Source organism: Brevibacterium sp. 'Marine', assembly GCF_012844365.1.
GTDB lineage: Bacteria > Actinomycetota > Actinomycetes > Actinomycetales > Brevibacteriaceae > Brevibacterium.
Map to the genome: position 1 here is coordinate 962,768 of NZ_CP051626.1, position 19,936 is coordinate 982,703.

Here is a 19,936-nt window from a genome sequence, read left to right on the forward strand (position 1 = left end):
TGTCACCAACCGTTGTGGCGACCGTTCTTCCCTGCGTTCTTGCCTCCGGGGTGGTCGCCGTCGCGGCTGCCCCAGTGGTTGCCGTTCTTCCCTGCGTTCTTTCCGCCGGGATGATCGCTCGAACCGTCGGCGTTCGCATCATCGCCTGCGCCGTCGGCGTTGTCTCCGGCATCCGCTTCATCGGAACCGTCGGCGTCGTCGTCCCCGCCCTCATCTGAGGAGTCGAAGAGACCGACGACGACCGGATCATGGTCGGAAGCCCGGAACTGGTCCGGCGCGTAGAGGTTGGCGATGTTGTAGTTGAAGCGGCTGTATTCGAGCGCCAGGGACTCGACCGAGTTGATGTTCCAGACATCGGCCCCGGTGACCGAGTCGAAGGCCGACGGATCCGTACCTGCATCGTTGCCCGCGTCCGAGGCGTCGAGAGCGAGGACATGGTCGAGGCTGCCGGTGCGCGAGCCATAGACATAGGTGGATTCGTCCGTCTTCTCAGCGGCGATGTCCTTGTATCCGGCCTCGTAGAAGACCTGCATCGGGTCTTCCTGAGTGTAGGAGTTGAAGTCACCGAGGAGATAGACGAGGTCGCTGTCCGCGGCCTCCTGCTGGTCACCGGCGAACCCGACGAGCGATTCGGCCTGCTTGACGCGATCAGCATTCGACGCGCCCTGACCGTCGCCGGAGTCCTCGTTGCCCGGACCTGAGCCCGACCCCTTGGATTTGAAGTGGTTGGCGATCGTCACGAAGGTCTTGTCCTTCTCGACCTCACCGGAGTCGTCCTTCGGAGCGAACGCCTGGGACAGGGGTTCGCGAGCGTTGGAGAACGCATCCTGATCGTCAAGGATCGTGGACTCGTTCTGCGGGGCCACTTCGGCGGGTTGGTAGATCAGGGCTGTGCGGATGACGTCCTCATCGGACGGGACCGCGGACGGGGATTCGACGAAGTCCCATTTCTGGGTCCCGGCCGCCTCGTTGAGGCGTCTGACCAGCGTCGCCAGCGCGTCATCGCGGTCCTTGCCGAAGGCGGCGGAATTCTCGATCTCCATGAGCGAGACGACCGAGGTGTCGAGCTTGTTGATCGCGGTGACGATCTTCGTCTCCTGCCGCTTGAGGCTCTCCGCGTTCGCGGCACCGCGGGCATCGCAGCCGCCGCGGACGGTGATGTGGTCACCATTGCGGTCGTCGTAGTACTGGCACCCTGAGAGCTGGTCGCCTGTGGTGGTGAAGTAGTTGAGCACGTTGAAGCTGGCGAGGCTGACCTGCCCGCCGACGGCCTCGGGGGCGTCGGTGCGGGTGTCGGTGAACGTGGTCGGCTGCACCGCCTCGGCGTTGGCTCCGGTCAGGCGGGTCGTCGGCTGGAACCGCCACTTCTCGTGATCGAAGCCGAGCACCACCGGTGAGGTGAAGGTCGCCTGCGCGCCGACGCGGACCGGGTCCTCCTGGCTGAGGTACGGCAGGGGGATGTCCTTGTCGGCCTTGAGGAAGTTCACGGTGGCACCGTCGTCGAGGACGACCTCGCGGTCGAGGTTCTCGGTTTCCAGGGCTTTTGCCTCGGGGGTGCCGGGGCGGTGGACGTCGGTGGGTTGGGGCAGGGTGCCCTCACCGGTGGCGAGGACGACCTCACCGTAGGTGTTCGTGTTGTAGTTGTCGGCGACGGTCAGCGATTCGCTCGGCTGGACGAGCATGCCTTCGAGCGATTCGCGCTTCTCGTCTCCTGCGGGGAAAGCGTCTTCGACGGGTTTGACCGCCTCGGCGGGTTCGTCGACTGTTTCGAAGCCGGACGCGGATACGGAGATCTGAGTCTGTCCGTAGTGTTCGGACACGGTGCCGGTGACCTCGACGTGGTCGTCGATGCTGATATCGGCCACGGTGTCGGGGGAGTAGACGAAGATGCCGTCCGAGGCCCCGGGGGTCGCGTCATCGGCGCCTGCTCCACCGGTGCCCGGGGTCTGGATGTAGTAGCCGTTCAGCCCGCCCTCGGGGTAGGCGGCGGTGACGACACCGCGGGTGGTCACGGTCTTGCCCTGGACGGGGCTGGCGTCGCCGGTGCCCTGGATATCGGCGATCGGGGTGACGCCGTCGGGATCCAGGTCACCGCCGTCGCCGTCGGGCAGGGCATTCGGGGTGGGCGCCGCCGACGTCCATGCGTCGTCGGTGAGCTGGATCGACTGGCCGCCGGCGGCCGTCGCGCCCGTCGGCTCGGCTTCCTGTCCGACGACCGGTGCGGGGGTATAGACGTTCTTCGCGCCGGTGACGCCCTTGCCGCCGACGACGCCGCCGATCTGCTGGAAGTCGACCAACTCACCGTCATCGTCGATGACGAAGGCGCTCGAACCGTATTCGCCGTCGGCGGCCGAGCCGGCCTTGACGGAGTTCGTGACCGGCACGTCGATGGCCACGGCACCGGAATCACCGACCGTCGTGTCCTCGGGCGCGGTGATCGTGTTCTCCTGCGCATAGACGCTGCCGCCGCGAGTCACCGAGCCGAAGGTCCAGCCCGAGACATCGGTGCCGGGATCGGCGGCGATCTCGATGAAGTCGGTCTCGAGAGTGTAGGCGATCTCGGAGATGTGGATGCCGTCTGCCGCAGCGTCTGCTGCGACTGCGGGCGTCGGTGCGAGGGGAAGGGACAGGCCTGCGACGAGGCTGAGCGCCGCGGCGGAAGAGAGAGTTGTCGTGACTTTCATGGGAGCCTTTCGGGCGGATGAGCGGCTGTGCGCATCGTGACGATCACGTGCGCGGTCCCTTGCACCCTAGCGGCTCACTCATCGACGACAGCGGCGAAGATGTGAACAGCTTGTGAACAGTCGGACAGTCCACTGAGTGCTGCAGGTGGCACTCATCCTACACAACTCACCCTGCCCCCGAACTACCCGACGGCGGCCCAGCAACCTCGCGCGAGGTTGCTGGGCCGCCGTCGGGTAGCAATTAGGAGGTGAGGGTGGCGGCGAGCTCGTGGAAGTCACGGCTCGGGTTGCCGAAGCGGTGCAGGGTCATCGACACCGCCTGCTCCTGCACGTAGTACCGAAGCTCCACTCGTCCCGAGGTTGTCACCGGCTCATCGATGATCGCGACCTCCGGACGGGGTGCGGCTGCAGCCAGCAGCTCGTCCTCGAACCGACCGAGAACGCGGATGCGGGCACCCACCGTGTCGTCGTAGCGACCCTGACCGACCATCTCGGCGAACTCGGCGGCCGACTCCGTGCGGGCGGGAACACCGGCATTCGTCACCGCGATCTTCACCTCGGCTGCCACATCCTCGGCCACGGACAGCTGCACCGGGGAATCGACCGTGGCGGCCGCGTGGAGGGAGCGTTCGAGATCGAACAGGCTCGCCTCGGCGGTCACGCGCAAGGTGACCGGGCGGGGACGGTAGCGGAAGATGTTCGCCTCCGCGCGCAGTCCCGTGTGGTCCTTCGCCGCACCGAATTCGGCTTCGAACCAGCGCTTGTCATCGGCCTTCGCCGCCTCGAGGTCCTGGTTGCCGGCATCGGCGAAATGGCCGAAGAGCATGAGGTAGTTCGGGCCGCCTGCCTTCGATCCCAGCCCCACCGAGGACTGCTTCCAGCCGCCGAAGGACTGCCGACGCACGATCGCACCGGTGATTCCGCGGTTGACGTAGGCGTTGCCGACCTCGACGCGATCGAGCCAGGTGGCGACCTCCTCGGGGTCGAGGGAATGGATGCCGCCGGTGAGGCCGAAGTCCACGGCATTCTGGAACTCGATGGCCTCATCGAGGTCCTTGGCATGCATGAGACCGAGCACCGGACCGAAGACCTCGGTGAGGTGGAAGAAGGAACCGGGTTTGACCCCGTCCTTGATTCCCGGGCTCCACAGGCGCCCCGAATCGTCGAGCTGCTTGGGCTCGAGCAGCCAGGATTCGCCGGGCTCCAGCGTCGTCAGTGCCCGACGCAGCTTGTCCGACGGGTCCTCGGTCAGCGGGCCCATGGTCGATGCGAGGTTCGAGGGCCAATCGACGACCATCGACGAGGCGGCATCGACGAGCTGGCGACGGTAGCGCTCGGAATCGTAGGTCGACCCGACCATGATGCCCAACGAGGCGGCCGAGCATTTCTGCCCGGCATGTCCGAACGCCGAGTACACGAGGTCGGCCATGGCGAGGTCTCGGTCCGCCGCCGGGGTGATGACCAGTGCGTTCTTGCCCGAGGTCTCCGCATTGACGTGGAGTTCGGGACGGAAGGACTTGAACATCGCCGCGGTCTCCGAGGCACCGGTGAGGATGACCCGGTCGACATCGGGATGCGAGACGAGATGCTGGCCGAGCTCCCGCTCGACCGGTGCGCACAGCTGCAGCACGTCCTTGGGCACTCCGGCCTGCCACAGGCAGTCGACGATGAGTGCCGAACAATGCGGGGTCGGCTTCGACGGCTTATGGATGACTGCGGATCCGGCCGCCAGCGCCGCAACGGTGCCGCCGGTGGGGATCGCCACGGGGAAGTTCCACGGGGGAGTGATGACGACCATCTCATCGGGAGTGAACTCCGCGCCCTCGAGGTTGTCGAGCTCGAGCGAATTCAGCGCGTAGTAGCGGATGAAGTCGATGGCCTCGGATACCTCGGGATCGGACTGCGATGGCATCTTGCCGACCTCGGCCGCCTCGACGGCGATGAACTCGCCGCGACGGGCAGCGAAGATGTCCGCGGCTCGGTGGAGGATCTCGGCGCGACCGGCGGCGCCGAGGGCCCGCCAGTCGGCAGCGGCGGCGCGACCGCGGGCGATCATCTCATCGAGTGCGTCCGTGGATTCGACCTTGGGCGCGTTCGGACGGTCGTCGAGGTAGCCGGGGGCGGTCGCCTCGGCGATGATTGTGCGCACCCACTCCTGGTTGGCCGGAAGGGACGGGTCGGTGTCGGGTTCATTGAAGAACCGGGTCGGCACCACGGTCTCGCCGAGAGTTTCGGTCGACCGGTTCTGGTGGCGGTTCGGGGCCGGTGCGGTCTCGCCCTCGGCGTCGAGGATCGATTCGAGCTGGTTGACCGATGCGGTGAATCGGTCGGCTTCGCGCTTGAACACGTCGTTGCCGTTGGCGAGGTCGAAGATTCCGGACATGAAGTTCTCGGACGCAGAGTTCTCTTCAAGCCTGCGCACGAGGTAGGAGATCGCGACGTCGAACTCCTTCGGATGCACGGCCGGAACGTAAAGGAGGAGGTCTCCGACGTCCTCGGTCACGGCGGCGGCCTGCTCGCTGGCCATGCCCTGGAGCATCTCGAACTCGACGCGGTCGGTCACCGCGCGTTCGACGGAGAGGTGGTGAGCGAAGGCGATGTCGAAGAGGTTGTGGCCGGCCACACCGATGCGCAGCCCCTTCATCCGCTCCGGGGTGAACAGCCAGTGCAGGACCCGCTTGTAGTTCGCATCCGTGGACTGCTTCGAATCGCACGTCGTGGCAGGCCAACCCGCGATCTCGGCATGCACCGTCTCCATCGCGAGGTTCGCGCCCTTGACGAGGCGGACCTTGATCCCGACCCCGCCGTTCTCGACGCGACGGGAAGCGAATTCGCTCAGCCGCTGCACGGCGCCGAGCGCATCGGGCTGGTAGGCCTGGATGACGATTCCGGCCTCGAGATCCTTGAACTCCGGTTCGGAGAGCAGGCGCGTGAATACCGCGATCGTCAGTTCGAGGTCCTGGTACTCCTCCATATCGAGGTTGACGAACTTCGCACCGGTCGGGGCTTTCGCGGCCTGCTGGTAGAGCGGACGGAGGCGGTCGACGACATAGTCGACGGTCTCGTCGAAGGCCCACATCGAGATCTGCGAGGCCACCGAGGAGACCTTCACCGACACATAGTCGACATCGTCGCGGGCGAGCAGCCGGTGGGTCTGCTCCAGGTGGTTGTCGGCTTCGCCGTCACCGAGCACGGCCTCGCCGAGGAGGTTGATGTTGAGCCGGTGACCGTCGGCGGTGAGCGCGGCGACGGTCTTGCCGAACTGCTTGTCCCGGGCGTCGACGACCATATGCCCGACCATCTGACGCAGACGAGTGCGGGCGGCGGGCACGACGACCTGCGGGGCGATCTTGGCCAGTGCGGCACCGGCCTTGATCTGCGCGCGGTCGAGGTACGACATCGTCTCAGGGGCGAGCTTGCCGACCTCGGCCAGCGCGTCGGCGGCGGCGTGGACATCGTCAGTGCGCACGACCCGATCGACGAACCCGACAGTGAAGTCGAGGCCGTTGTCGTCGGAGAGGACGGCGGAGAGGCGTTCGGCCGCGGGGTTCTTCGCCGTGGTCATCGACGTCGACACTCGCAGCCACCGGCGGACGGTGTCGATCGACTGGGCGGTGAGCGTGGCGAGGTCGGTTTCGGTGTGCAGCAACTGTGCTCCTTCGGTGCTCGGATTCGGTGCTCTCACGTATCGGCGCTGACCGTGGAGCCGGGGTGTGAGATCAGTATGCGCCGCCGAAATCCGGGGGTGAAGAGATGGAGTGGAACGCTGAGAATGTTTGAGTCAGAAGTCCTAAGATAGAGGGATGTATTCCGCTGAGTTCCGTCGTGACGCGGTGTCGCTGCTGACGACGTCGACCCTCGCCGAGGCGTCCGCGCGCACGGGTGCATCACCGTCGACCCTGCGTCGTTGGGCGAACCGATCCGACCTTGAGGATCGCCCCCGCAGCGGTCGCCCGCCGATCCAGGAGACTGCCGACCGGGTCGTCGAGGCTCTCGTCGCGACCGCGGGGGCCCGGATCTCCGGGCGAGACTATTCGACCCGTGCTCTGTCCGAGGCGACGGGGCTGAGTCAGAGCATCGTCTCTCGGTCGGTGAGGGCGCTGACGATCCCCGTCACCGAGGTGTCCGGCGGCTCCGAGCTCGTCCTCGCTGCCAGCGGGTTTCCCCTCGTCATCGTCGGTGTTCGCAGAATCGATGCAGGTGGAGCAGGTAGTCGTGAGGAGTCCGCGACGATCGTGCCGCCTCGGCGGGTCCAGCGACGCATCGCCGGAATCACCGCGGCCCTGCGGATTGCGGGAGTCGGGCGGTGGGCACAGCGCTTCGACAGCGAGCATCGGCAGGTGCCCACCGCCGAACTGCTCGGCCTGCTCGACGGTGACGGTGACTTCCTCGTCTTCGACCCCCTCGGTGAGGTTCCTGACGACCTCTCCGACGGGGCTGGAGCCCGGGTGGCGGTGTGCGCGGATTTCGACGATTTCGTCAGCGCACTCAAGAGCCGCCTCGGCGAGTGTCAGGACATTCCCGGGTCCCTGCTCGATCTGGTGGCCGACCGCGTTCGGCACGGACTCGAAGGAGTGCTGTGGCGGGAATCGGTCCCCTACGAGCCGCAGAGAACTTCCATCACTTCTGACTCAATGGAGATCTCGTCGTGGCTGCCGAAAGAGACGCGGTCGATCACCGAACACCTGGCGATCGCGCTGCGTGAGGAGATCATCGATTCCGGATACGAACCCGGCGATCGGATCAATCCGCGCCTGCTGTCGCGTCGCATGCAGGTGCCCAGGGCCTCGGTCGACGCGGCGCTGCGACGGATGGTCGATGACAAACTCCTCGACGGTTCTCGTGGCGGTGCACGGATCCCCTTGATCACGACGGTCGATGTGCTCGACCTCTATGCCGCGCGCATGGCCATCGGGGAGGTCGTGCTCCGCTCCTTGGCCCTGCGTCCGCAGCGCTACCTCGTGCCCGTGCAGCTGGCTCTGCGGCAGGTCGAGGCCTCGGCGCCGACGCGCAGCGGAATCGACGTCGAGGACGCCGACCTCCATTTCCAGCAGGAGCTGGCCCGGGCATCGGGGCTGCGGGAATCGGCGCGTGCCTTCGAGGCCCTGACTCTGCGGCTGCGTCTGTTCATCTCCATTCTGCAGCTCGACTATTCTCCGGCCAGCGACCGCATCGTCAGCGACGACCGTGCCATGTTCAGCGCGTTGAGCCGGGCGGACGCGAAGATGGCGATCGAGGTCTGGCGCGGCAAGGTCGACAATGCGGTGAGGCATATGGCCGGTCTGCTCGGCAGGCGGCGCTTCGACCAGGAGCTGTGGACTCAGCTGACCCGCAGCCTCGGCTGAGCACGGAAGCCGGGAGCCGCCTCGGCGGGGGTCGTGGTCTATATTTGTGCCGTGGAGACTTTGGTTGTGGGCGTGGCCGGCGGAACCGGCAGCGGGAAGACGACGTTGACTCAGGCGCTGTTGGACAAGTGCGAGGGGCCGCCGTCGGTGCTTTTCCACGACAACTACTACAAACGGCGCGACGAACTCACCTATGCGGAGCGCGAGAAGGTCAACTACGACGATCTCGACGCCTTCGACAACGACCTCTTCGTCGACCACCTCACTGCGCTGCGGAACTCGCAGGCGGTCGACAGCCCGGTCTACGACTTCTCGATCCACAACCGCAGCGATGAGACGACGCGAGTCGAGCCCGCACCCGTCATCATCGTCGAAGGTATCCTCATCTTCGCCGAACCGCGGATCTGCCAGCTGCTCGACATCAAGCTCTTCGTCGACACCGATGCCGATGTGCGCCTGCTGCGCCGGATCAAACGCGATGTCGTCGACCGCGGGCGAACCCTGCAGTCGGTGGAGGACCAATATCTGGGCACGGTCAAGCCGATGCACGAACTCTACGTCGAGCCGTCGAAGCGCAATGCCGACCTCATCATCCCCGACGGCGGCCACAACATCGTCGCCATGGACATGATCCTCAACCGCATCCAGCGCGGAGTCGGCTGAGCCCGAAACGGAGTCGGCTGAGCCCGAAACGGAGGCGGCTGAGCCGGGAACAGTTCGTGACCTGCGCGAACGGTCTTCTTCGGGGGCGGTTGCGAAGTCGTGTCAGTGCCGCTGGGTACTGTCTTCATATGGACGTCGACCCCGCACGGGAACCAGCGTCGGTTCCGGATCCGCTGACCGAGATCACTCGGATCGGTGACTTCCTGCGCGCACTCGACCCGGGCGACACCGAGGCCGAGACGCTGGAGCGGATCACAGCGCTCGAAGAACTCAAGTCTGCTGTCGCCGCCGCACAGGCGAAAGAGACAGTGGCTTTCGAGACACTGCGCATCGAGCGGGACCGGCTCAACCGGGTGCCCGCGCTCGACTGCGGAAAGCGCGCCGGTGACGAGGTCGGGCTGGCGAAGAAGGTCTCGCCCGGATCGGGCCGGAAGTTCCTCAGCACTGCCCGCTCGATCGTCACGGGCATGCCCAATACCTTCAAAGCTCTGGCCGGCGGGGAGATCTCCGAGGACAAGGTGCGCATCTTGGTCGATGAGACCGCGGTCCTCGTCGCTGCCGATCGGCGCACGGTCGATATGCGGATGAAGCGGAGTCTGGGGCCGTCCGGGCTGCGGAGCCTGCGCGCCGAAGTGCGTGCGCTCAGTGCGGAGATGGACGCCGAGGCGGCCGCGAAGAGGGCAGCGAAAGCGAAGTCCAATCGTCGAGTGAACATGACCGTGATCGATGACGGGATCGCCAGGATCTCCGCGATCCTGCCGCTGACGCGGGCCGTCGCCGCCTATGAGAGCCTCCGGGCCGGCGCTGAGACGATCACTGCTGCCGGTGATGCCGGCGGACGGAACCGCCAGCAGGTCATCGCCGATACGTTCGTCGAACGGCTGAGCGGGCAGGCGAGCGCAACGGCGGTGCCCGCGGAGATCCATCTGCTCGTCGACACCGAATCTCTGCTCTCCGACGGACTCGTTCCGGCCTGGCTTCCGGGGTACGGGCCGCTGCCGGCGAAGACGGACCGAGAGTTCATCGCCGCGAACGAAGCACAGATGTTCATCAGCCGGATCTTCACCCGCCCCGAGGATGGGCAGCTGGTGGGAATGGATGCGAAGAGCCGGGAGTTCACCGGCCGACTGCGGCAGATGATCACCTTCCGTGACGATGTCTGCCGGACCCCGTGGTGCGACGCCCCGATCCGGCACGCCGATCACGCTCAGCCTGTCGCCGCAGGCGGAGAAACCACCTGGGAGAACGGCTCCGGGCTGTGTGCGTCCTGCAACTACGCGAAGGAACATCCCGGGTGGACGCACGAGGCCACAGCGGACGGGCTGCGCGTCACCACGCCGAGTGGGCGTTCCTATGAGGTGGCCACGCCAGCGGTGGTCCGTCGCATACGGTTCCCGCGTCCCGTATCAGTGTCGGAACCGGGCGGTTCGCCGCCGGGATCGGACTGGCAGCAGCTCTTCTCCCGAATCCTCGAACCGGATAGGGAGGAAGCCAGGAGAGCAGCGAGGGAAGACAGCAGGGCAACGGTCGCCGCCGAAGAGGTCGGCACAGACGAACCGCAAGCGTCGGCTCAGCCGGAAGAGCGGCCACCACGGTATTGCACGCGTGCCGAGAAGATCGCCGACTGGCGCAGACGCAATGCGCACCGGCGCCCGTCCTCGAAGGACTGCGGAGGCAGCATGGTCGAGCATCAGTTGGTGCAGGTGGTGTTCGGGCCCGACTGAGCTGCGTGTCGGATCTGGAACATGGCGGCAACACCTGTCACAGAGAGACTGCAGAGAATCGTAGTTATGGACAGGGCGGGTAAGAACGGAAGCACACCTCTGACGACTGCGCGGGGGCGCAGTCTCAACCTTGTGGCGCGTGTGCTCCCATCAGGGGCGGTGGCCTGCTGGGTGATCACGATCTTCGTGCCGGTCCTCGACAGCGGAGGACCCGGCTCGATGCGGATCCGTGTGACGTCTCTCGGGTTCTCGCCGATCGACATGAATGACCTCGATGAGGTCTACCTCGTGCTCTGGGTCGTCATTCTCACCGGCGCGTTCACTGCCTGGCTGCTGTCCGCATCGAAGTGGTGGTCGATCGCGGCCATCGTTCTGGGCACAGTGCTGGGACTGCGACTCCTGCAGATGGTCGCCGATCCGCCGATCATGATGTGGGACGGGCAGACGGCCGACGGTATGCCCACCGGCGGCATGGAAGTCGCCTATCCTGCGGCAGGCTTCGGCCTGTGGGTTCTGGGAAGCCTTCTGTTCGTCGCCGCCGGCATCTGTGGTCTGGTCGCAGCTGCCCAACAGGACCATGACCGTCGTGAACGGATCAAACGCTGCATGTCGAAGCGCCATGGTCCCGCCGCGTAAGTCTCGGCCCGGGCTGGTGAGAGTCCGACGGATTTCAGACGGCCGACTGCTTCTGCGATTCGCCCAAGCACTGTCGTGGTCTGCGCTCTGCCTGTGGATTCTCATGCTGTGGGTTCCGGTGGCCGCCAGCTCTGAGGACATCTCCGAAGCGCCGCACCCGCCGCGGATCATCGTCACTGCTCTCGGCGGACCGCCGTTCGACCTCGAGGAGGCTCGTGTGTCGATGGTCCTGGTCGCCGTCGGCGTTGTCGTATGTGCGGTTGCTTCATCCCTGATCAGCGGCCGGTCTCGGCCCGATTCGCACCCGTGGCCGGACGTCGTCGGGCGCCTGTGGTCGGTGGGAACTCTCATTCTCGGCGCCTGCGCCTTCCTCGTGTTGGCCGCCTCGTTGGCGAATCTGCCGACGATCATGTGGGACGCCGTCGATGATCGGGGGAGGCCGGTTTTCGGAACGGTCGTCGCTCAACCGGCGGTCGGTGCAGGGCTGTGGGCTATCGGGGGTCTCTGTCTTCTGGCCGCGGGAGTCTGCGGCCTCCTCGGCGGTCATCGTCGAAGCCGGGTCCGCAGCGGTACCGCACACGTTCCCGATGCAGCATCCCCCAGTCGCACGGAGCCCAGGGTCACCGCGTGGCCTCGCGGGAACCGAACCCATCGCCTCGCACAGCGGCTGCCGTGGGTCGCCGTCGCCGCCTGGGTGCTGATGATCTGGATCCCGATCTTCGACAGCGGCGATCACGGCGACGAACGCTTCATCGTCACGTCCCTCGGCAGCCTCGAGTTCCTGCCGACACTGCTGCTGGCATGGGCGGTCGTGCTCATCTGTGCCGCAACCGCCAGAGCGTTCAGCCCCTTCTCTCACTGGTCCTTCGTCGCTGGTCTCAGCGGCGTCGGGCTCCTTATCATCGAGATCGTCCTCCTCGCGCGCCCACCCCGTGAGCGAGTCTGGGTCACAGATTCCGCCGGCGAGGACCGCTCAGCCCTCATCGTCGCCGATCCGTCAGCAGGCGTCCTCCTCTGGACGCTCGGCGGCTGCGCACTCATCGCAGCAGGAGTGTGCGGGTTCATCAGCGACCGCCGCCGGATCGAACGCACCACTCAGCGGAGGACACCGGGGGAGGCTGCAGAGAGGTCACGCCGACTGCGGCGCCTGGCACGGTTGCTTCCGCTCATCACGCTGACCGCCTGGGTCATCACCCTCTTCATACCCGTCATCGACAGCTTCAACGACAGCGGCCCGCGCATCATCATGACCTCGCTGGGGGACTGGTCACTCGACTCCACCACTCCTCCCGACACGTTCTACCTCGTCCTCTGGGCGCTGATCATCACCATCGCCGTCCTCGGTCTCTTCTTCCCCTCGGCTCGGTGGTGGGCCGCGGCGGCCATGCTCATCGGAGCCCTCATCGTCGTCCTCCTCATCGGACTCGTCCTCGAGCCGCCGCTGTTGATGTGGGACGGTCAGCTGCCAGACGGCACTCCGACGGGCGGAATGGAGATCGGCTACCCCTCCGTCGGATATGGGCTGTGGCTCGTCGGAGCCGCCGCACTCATCTCAGCTGGGATCTGCGGGCTCCTCGCGCAGACCAAACGCCCCCGGCCAGCAGTCCAGAGACCACCAGTCGAGGGCGTTTGAGCACGGAACCATTCCGGCATCACTTCACGGGTTCGAAGACTCCTGCGAAGTAGTCGCCGATCTCGGCATGTGCGTCCAACGGGAAGATGCCGGAGACGTACTGGTCGGGGCGGACCACGACGACGGCGCCGTCGCGGCTGATCTCGCGGGCCTCGAAGATGTCCTCGTCGGGCAGGGTCGCGTAGATCTTCTCCACGTATTCGAGGTCGTAGGCGCCCACGTGCGGACGGAAGACCTGCGGCACATCGGGAAACGCGAACTCCTTGTGTTCCTGCTGGTAGATGACGCTGAGCTCAACGAGGGCATCGGGATCCTCGCCCTCCCGGCGGAAGGCAACCAGGGGAGAGGCCGGATCAGATGCGAGCCACTCCGCCAGCGCCGCCACCTTCGACTCACCGGCGGAGCCGTCAGCGGAGCTGTCGACGACCGGAGCGGCCCGATCGGCGAAGACATAGACTCTCCAGCGACCATCGGCACGCGCTTCGTGACCGAGGTGGATGAAATTCGCATCGCAGCTGCGCTTGACCCGAGCCGACTTGAACCGCTTGCCGATCGGGAATCCGACCGCGAGCTCCTGATGCGTCGTCGGCGTCGTGATCATCGACTCCGTGTACTCGGTCATGAACCCGGCTGGGAACTCCGCGGTCTTGACGTAGAAGTCCTCGAGGTAGGTCTTGTCCGGCAGCTCCTCCTGCGGAGTCGCCATGAGCGTCGACCATTCCTTGTCGAACTCGATGAGATTCTTCGCCGCCACCTGCCGTTCGGCGGAGTAGGTGCGCAGCAGCTCCGTCGACGACCGGCCCGAGATGACCTGCCCGAGCTTCCACGCGATGTTGAAGCCGTCCTGCATGGACACGTTCATTCCCTGTCCGGCCTTCGCCGAATGCGTATGGCAGGCATCGCCGGTGATGAACACGCGTGGGCACTGCGAATCGGGTGCGGTCTCATCGGTGTCGTCGAAGGCGTCCGTGAGCCTGTGCCCGACCTCGTAGACCGAATGCCAGGCCACGTTCTTCACGTCGATGCTGTAGGGCGCGATGATCGCATTCGCCCGGCGGATGATCTCGTCGATGCTCGTCGACCGCACCTTGCGCGCATCATCTTCGGGCACCTCGCCGAGATCGACGTACATCCGGAACAGATGCCCGCCCTCGCGGGGGATGTGGAGGATGTTGCCGTGCTTCGACGAGATCGCACACTTGGTGCGGATATCGGGGAAATCGGAATCCGCGAGCACATCCATCACACCCCAGGCATGATTGGCCTGATCGCCGGACATCGTCCGACCGATCGACGACCGGACCTTCGACCGGGCACCGTCGCACCCGACGACGTAGCCGGCGCGGATGGTGCGTTCCTCCCCGGTGCGCTCGCCTGCGGTGTAACGGACGGTGACCGATACCGGATGATCCTTCGCCGAGGCGGTCGCGGCGTCCTGGTCGACCGTGAGGTCGACGAATTCGATCCCATAGTCGGGCGTGATCTTGCCGGGGGACTGGGCGGCGAACTGGGCGAAGTAGTCGAGCACGCGTGCCTGGTTGACGATGAGGTGCGGGAACTCGCTGATCCCGTGCTCGTCATCCTTGGGCCGACCGGTGCGGATGATGTTCTCGGGGTTCTCAGGATCCGGATTCCAGAACGCCATCTCCGTGATGTGGTAGCCCTCGCGCATGATCTCCTCGGCGAAGCCGAACGCCTGGAAGGTCTCGACGGAACGCGCCTGGATGCCGTCGGCCTGACCGATGACCAGCCGGGAATCGCGCTTCTCGATCATCCGCGTGTTCACGTGCGGGTACTGCGACAGCTGAGCCGCCGCGATCATTCCCGCGGGACCGCTGCCGACGATGAGGACATCGACCTCATCGGGCAGCTCCTCGCTGCGCTCGATTCCGTACCCAGCGGCCTCTTCGATCCGCGGGTCCGCGGACACGTAGCCGTTCTGATGGAAATGCATGTCAACCTCCGGTTCGTGACACGTCGTCGTGATATTCGAATGCTATCAGTTCATATACGATCTGGTGTCGGCGGGGTGGCGCCGGTCACCGTCATCGCGGGTCACCTGCGGCGCCCCGATCCCGATGATCGGGCTCACCGCCTGCTCGTCCTCGTGGTCGGGGCCCAGCGGAATTCCGGTGCGATCACGCAGCAGCAGGGTCGCGGCGAGGGCGTGCACGGCGACGACGCCCAGGTACACCGCCACCGAGGCGGTCGTTCCCGTCGATGACACGAGGCCCTTCGCGATCGTCGGGGCGAAGGCGCCGCCGAGGATCGACCCGATCGCACAGGAGACCGAGACCCCGGAGAAGCGGACGCTGGAGGGGAACAGCTCGGCGTACATCGCCGGCTGCTGACCGTAGGTGAAGCCCAAGCCGATGGTGAGGACGACGAGTCCGAGCAGGAGCATGCCCACCGAACCGGTGTTGACCAGCGGGAACAGAGAGAAGATGCCCGCGAGCAGGAGGATCCAGCCGAGGATGTAGGTGTTCCGGCGTCCGATCCTGTCCGAGACGGCGCCCGCGATGATCGTGAACACCAGCCAGGACACCGCCGAGGCGGCCACGGCCCAGAGCACGGGACCGCGCCCGAGGCCGATGGGGCCGGCCGGGTCCGTGGCGTAGTTCTGGATGTATCCGCCGGTGGTCATGTATCCGGCGGCGTTGTTGCCCATGAAGACGAGCGAGGCGAGGACGACGAGCAGCCAGTGGCTCTTGATGAGCGTGCCCAGCGGGTTCGTCACCTGCTCCTTGCGTTCGGCGATCTCGTGGAACACGGGGGATTCCTCGACTCCGCGGCGGATCCAGTAGCCGATGAAGACGAGCACGATGGAGAGGAAGAACGGCACCCGCCAGCCCCATTCGAGGAAGGCATCGCCCGGGGCGATCGACGTCATCAGGGCGAGTACGCCCGAGGACAGCAGAAGGCCGATGGACACGCCGATCTGCGGGAAGGAACCGCGCAGTCCGCGTGACTTCTCATCTGCGTGCTCGACGGCGAGCAGAACGGCTCCGCCCCATTCTCCGCCGGCTGAGATGCCTTGGATGATGCGCAGGGCGATGAGCAGGATCGGGGCGAGCACGCCCGCGGATTCGTAGGTCGGCAGGAAGCCGATGAGCGCAGTTGCGGCGCCCATGGCGATGAGCGTGATGATGAGGACCACCCGGCGGCCGAGCTTGTCGCCGAAATGTCCGGCGAGGAATGCGCCCAAGGGGCGGAAGAGGAAGCTGATCCCGACCGTCGCGAAGGCGACCATGGTCGACAGCGTCGATCCGAGCGGGCCGAAGAAGAGCTGGTTGAAGATCAGCCCCGAGGCCGCCGCGTAGAGGAAGTAGTCGTACCACTCGATGCTCGTGCCGACGATCGTCGCGAACGCCACCCGGGTCTGAGTGTGCTTCTGTGCTGCCATGACTCCTGTGTCCTGTCGTGCGTCTGCAGTGCATCCCGGCCACATTCTCTGTGGCCTGGATTACTTGTTCTCCGGAACCGTATCATATACGATCTGTGGTGAAGCCAATCGAAATGAGGTGTGAGATCGATGTCGACTCCAGCAGGTGTTCCCGCCCGCCCGGGCAAGATCATTGCCGTTCATGTGGCCTATGAGTCCCGTGCGGCGCAACGAGGAAAACGCCCCGCCCAGCCGTCCTACTTCCTCAAGGCGGCCAGCTCCGTCGCCGCCTCCGGCCAGTCCATCAAGCGCCCGGCAGGCACCTCGCTGCTCGCCTTCGAAGGTGAGATCGCCGTCGTCATCGGCACGTCTGCCCGCAATGTCACCGAGGCCGACGCCTGGTCGTATGTGGCCGGCGTGACCGCCTCGAACGACTTCGGCCTCTACGACATGAAGACCCCGGACAAGGGGTCGAACGTGCGCTCGAAGAGCCGCGACGGCTACACCCCGCTGGGTCCCGAACTCATTCCCGCCGCCGAGGCGGCCCCCGACTCCCTGCGCCTGCGCACCTGGGTCAACGGCGAGGTCGTCCAGGATGACGGCACGCGAGCCGACCAGCTCATCTTCACCCTCCCGCGGATCGTCGCGGACCTCAGCCAGCATCTCACCCTCGAGCCCGGTGACGTCATCCTCACCGGCACCCCGGCCGGATCCTCGGTCGTCGCCCCCGGTGACACGGTCGAGGTCGAGGTCACGGCCGCCTCGGCGAACGGCGAAGAGCTGAGCTCCGGACGATTGACCACCACGGTCGTCGACGGGCCCGGCGACTTCGACGAGAATCTCGGCAGCCTCCCCGCGGTGAACGAGGCACTCACCGTCGACGCCTGGGGCTCGCGTGTTGCCGCCGGACTTGCCCCGGAGGGCGACGCCGATGGCACTGCCGCGACGGCACTCGACGCCGACCTCGTCGCCAAACTCACCGAGGCTCCGACCGCGGGCCTGTCGGCTCAGCTGCGGTCGCGCGGACTCAACAATGTCGTCATCGAAGGTGTGGCCCCGCTGAAACCGGGCGCGAAGATCGTCGGCACCGCGAAGACCCTGCGCTTCGTACCCAACCGCGAAGACCTGTTCAAGTCCCACGGCGGCGGTTTCAACGCCCAGAAGCAGGCGTTCGACTCGATCCGCCCCGGCGAGGTCGTCGTCATCGAAGCCCGCGGCGAATCCGGTTCGGGCACCCTCGGCGACATCCTCGCCCTGCGTGCGAAATCTCTCGGCGCCGCCGGCGTCGTCACCGACGGGGGAGTCCGCGACTCCGCCGAGGTGGCCGAGATCCTGCCCGTGTTCTCCACCGCGAAGAACCCTGCCGTGCTAGGTCGCAAGCACGTGCCGTGGGAATCGGACGTGGCCGTGGCCTGCGGAAACGCCACCGTCCTACCCGGCGATGTCATCGTCGCCGACGACGATGGAGCCATCGTCATCCCCCGTGGCCTCGTCGAAGAAGTCGTCGACGCGGCACTGGCCAAGGAGGTCGAGGACGGTTGGGTGGCCGAACAGGTCGCCGCCGGCAACCCGATCGAAGAGCTCTTCCCGCCCAAGGGCGAATGGAAGGCGAAATTCGACGAATGGAAGGCCTCACGGTGAAGACCGAACAGGCAGCGACCGCGGCCCCGTCCCTGAGCAAGGCCGAGACCGCTTACCGGTGGATCCGCGAGCGCGTCGCCGACCAGACCTACCAGCCCGGGCACAAACTTGTGCTCGCGCAGATCGCCCTCGAACTCGACACCTCCGTGGTGCCGGTGCGCGAGGCCATCCGTCGGTTGGAGGCCGACGGGCTCGTGACCTTCGAGCGCAACGTCGGGGCCCGCGTGGCCATGGTCGACCAGGGCTCCTATACCCAGTCGATGGAAGCGGTCGCGATTCTCGAGGCCGCGGCCGTCGCCCAAGCTCAGGGCCACCTCGGTGCCGATGATCTCGATGCCGCGGAGCAGATCAACGATCGGATGCGGGCGCTGCTCGACGAATTCGAACCGGCCGAGTTCACCCGACTCAACCACGAATTCCACGAGACGCTCTACCGGCGCTGCCCGAACGAGCGGCTGTGCACCCTCGTCGAACTCGAATGGGACCGACTCAACCACCTGCGGGATTCGACGTTCTCCTTCGTCCCCGAACGGGCGCTCGAGTCGGTGGAGGAACACTCCCGCATCGTCGCCCTCATCCGAGCTCGCGCCTCGGCGCAGGAGGTCGAACGGGCCGTGCGCGAGCACCGCTCGGCCACGCTGCACAGCTTCCAGAACTCCCAGACGACCACAGCCCCGACCACGGATCTGCAGACAGATTCACGAAAGGACAACTCATGACACAGTCCACCACCCTGCCGGCCGCAATGCCGGAGAAGATCCGCCACTACATCGGCGGCGAGTTCGTCGACTCCATCGACGGAGACGAATTCGACGTCCTCAACCCGGTGACGAACGAGCCCTACATTACGGCGGCCTCGGGCAAGAAGGCCGATATCGAAGCCGCCGTCGCCGCGGCGAAGACGGCCTTCGACGAGGGCCCGTGGCCGACGATGCTCCCGCGCGAGCGCGCCCGCATCCTCAACAAGATCGCCGATATCGTCGAATCCCGCAAGGACGAACTCGCCGCCATGGAGTCCTTCGACTCCGGACTGCCGATCACCCAGGCCAAGGGGCAGGCGGCGCGCGCGGCGGAGAACTTCCGCTTCTTCGCCGACCTCATCGTCGCTCAGGTCGATGACGCCTTCAAGGTCCCCGGCCGCCAGGCGAACTACGTCAACCGCAAGCCGATCGGCGTGGCCGGGCTCATCACTCCGTGGAACACGCCGTTCATGCTCGAGTCCTGGAAGCTGGGACCGGCGATCGCGACCGGCAACACCGTCGTGCTCAAACCCGCCGAGTTCACCCCGCTCTCGGCCTCCCTGTGGCCGGGCATCTTCGAAGAGGCAGGACTGCCCACCGGTGTGTTCAACATGGTCAACGGCTTCGGTGAGGAAGGTTTCGCCGGCGATTCGCTCGTCAAGCACCCCGACGTTCCGCTCATCTCCTTCACCGGCGAATCGAGCACCGGCCAGACGATCTTCGCCAATGCCGCCCCCTGGCTCAAGGGCCTGTCGATGGAGCTCGGCGGCAAGTCCCCGGCTGTCGTCTTCGCCGACGCGGACATCGAGGCTGCCGTCAACGCCACGATCTTCGGCGTCTTCTCCCTCAACGGGGAGCGCTGCACCGCCGGTTCGCGCATCCTCGTCGAGGAATCGATCTACGACGAGTTCGTCGAGCGCTACGCCGCCCAGGCCAAGCGTGTGAAGGTCGGTCTGCCCTCGGATCCCGACACCGAGGTGGCTGCGCTCGTCCACCCCGAGCACCATGAGAAGGTCATGTCCTACGTCGAGATCGGCAAGTCCGAGGCCCGCCTCGTCGCCGGCGGCGGACGCCCCGAGGGCTTCGAGACCGGAAACTTCGTCCAGCCGACCGTGTTCGCCGACGTGAAGCCCGACGCGCGGATCTTCCAGGAGGAGATCTTCGGGCCCGTCGTCGCCATCACCCCGTTCTCCTCCGACGAGGAGGCCCTGGAGTTGGCGAACAACACGAAGTACGGTCTGGCCGCCTATATCTGGACCTCGGATCTCAAGCGCGCCCACAACTTCTCCCAGGCCGTCGAATCGGGAATGGTGTGGCTGAACTCGAACAACGTCCGCGACCTGCGCACCCCCTTCGGCGGCGTCAAGGCCTCGGGGCTCGGCCACGAAGGCGGCTACCGGTCGATCGACTTCTACACGGAACAGCAGTCCGTGCACATCAACCTCGGCGAGGTCCACAACCCCGTCTTCGGAAAGCAGTGAAGCAGCC

At 66.1% G+C, this 19,936-nt stretch carries 12 protein-coding genes; 8 read left to right on the forward strand and 4 right to left on the reverse strand.

The genetic code is table 11. The features are described from left to right. Positions 1-2: 2 nt before the first annotated feature. Positions 3-2,684, reverse strand: coding sequence for an ExeM/NucH family extracellular endonuclease (locus HF684_RS04170; RefSeq protein WP_169251477.1), 2,682 nt, complete (start codon positions 2,682-2,684; stop codon positions 3-5). Between the two features lie 241 nt (positions 2,685-2,925). Further along, entirely contained in the window at positions 2,926-6,333 is a 3,408-nt protein-coding gene (locus tag HF684_RS04175) for a bifunctional proline dehydrogenase/L-glutamate gamma-semialdehyde dehydrogenase (protein ID WP_211168064.1), read from the reverse strand. Between the two features lie 154 nt (positions 6,334-6,487). Here HF684_RS04175 and HF684_RS04180 point away from each other — a divergent pair, with 154 nt between their 5' ends. From HF684_RS04180 to HF684_RS04200, 5 genes are all read left to right on the forward strand, one after another. Continuing rightward, on the forward strand, positions 6,488-8,029 hold the full coding sequence (locus tag HF684_RS04180) for an FCD domain-containing protein (protein ID WP_169251478.1): 1,542 nt from the start codon (positions 6,488-6,490) through the stop codon (positions 8,027-8,029). A gap of 51 nt (positions 8,030-8,080) precedes the next feature. Beyond that, positions 8,081-8,692, forward strand: coding sequence for a uridine kinase (udk, locus tag HF684_RS04185; protein WP_025777019.1), 612 nt, complete (start codon positions 8,081-8,083; stop codon positions 8,690-8,692). Between the two features lie 128 nt (positions 8,693-8,820). After that, the gene (locus tag HF684_RS04190) at positions 8,821-10,416 is read left to right on the forward strand and encodes an HNH endonuclease signature motif containing protein (RefSeq protein ID WP_169251479.1); all 1,596 of its coding nucleotides are present in this window, start codon (positions 8,821-8,823) and stop codon (positions 10,414-10,416) included. Between the two features lie 132 nt (positions 10,417-10,548). Beyond that, positions 10,549-11,052, forward strand: a complete 504-nt coding sequence (locus tag HF684_RS04195; RefSeq protein WP_169251480.1) for a hypothetical protein — start codon at positions 10,549-10,551, stop codon at positions 11,050-11,052. Between the two features lie 103 nt (positions 11,053-11,155). After that, on the forward strand, positions 11,156-12,685 hold the full coding sequence (locus tag HF684_RS04200; protein ID WP_169251481.1) for a hypothetical protein: 1,530 nt from the start codon (positions 11,156-11,158) through the stop codon (positions 12,683-12,685). 19 nt (positions 12,686-12,704) lie between these two features. Here the strand turns inward: HF684_RS04200 and HF684_RS04205 are convergent, their stop codons facing one another. Together HF684_RS04205 and HF684_RS04210 are read right to left on the reverse strand one after the other, a co-directional pair. Beyond that, entirely contained in the window at positions 12,705-14,639 is a 1,935-nt protein-coding gene (locus HF684_RS04205; protein ID WP_169251482.1) for an FAD-binding monooxygenase, read from the reverse strand. Positions 14,640-14,684: 45 nt separating this feature from the next. Further along, positions 14,685-16,088 carry an MFS transporter gene (locus HF684_RS04210; RefSeq protein WP_248279106.1) on the reverse strand — a complete coding sequence of 468 codons (1,404 nt, stop codon included), beginning with the start codon at positions 16,086-16,088 and terminating at the stop codon, positions 14,685-14,687. 129 nt (positions 16,089-16,217) lie between these two features. Between HF684_RS04210 and HF684_RS04215 the strand changes: the two genes are divergently transcribed. From HF684_RS04215 to HF684_RS04225, 3 genes are read left to right on the forward strand one after another with little or no spacing between them, the layout of a single operon-like run. Then, a complete protein-coding gene (locus HF684_RS04215) occupies positions 16,218-17,708 on the forward strand; it encodes a fumarylacetoacetate hydrolase family protein (RefSeq protein WP_169251484.1) in 1,491 nt (496 codons plus the stop codon). Next, positions 17,690-18,427 carry a GntR family transcriptional regulator gene (locus tag HF684_RS04220; RefSeq protein ID WP_169251485.1) on the forward strand — a complete coding sequence of 246 codons (738 nt, stop codon included), beginning with the start codon at positions 17,690-17,692 and terminating at the stop codon, positions 18,425-18,427. Before HF684_RS04215 ends, HF684_RS04220 begins: the two co-directional genes overlap by 19 nt. Next, complete coding sequence (locus HF684_RS04225) at positions 18,424-19,929, forward strand: aldehyde dehydrogenase (RefSeq protein WP_169251486.1); 1,506 nt, start codon at positions 18,424-18,426, stop codon at positions 19,927-19,929. The genes HF684_RS04220 and HF684_RS04225 overlap by 4 nt, the downstream gene beginning before the upstream one ends. The last annotated feature ends 7 nt before the right edge of the window (positions 19,930-19,936 follow it).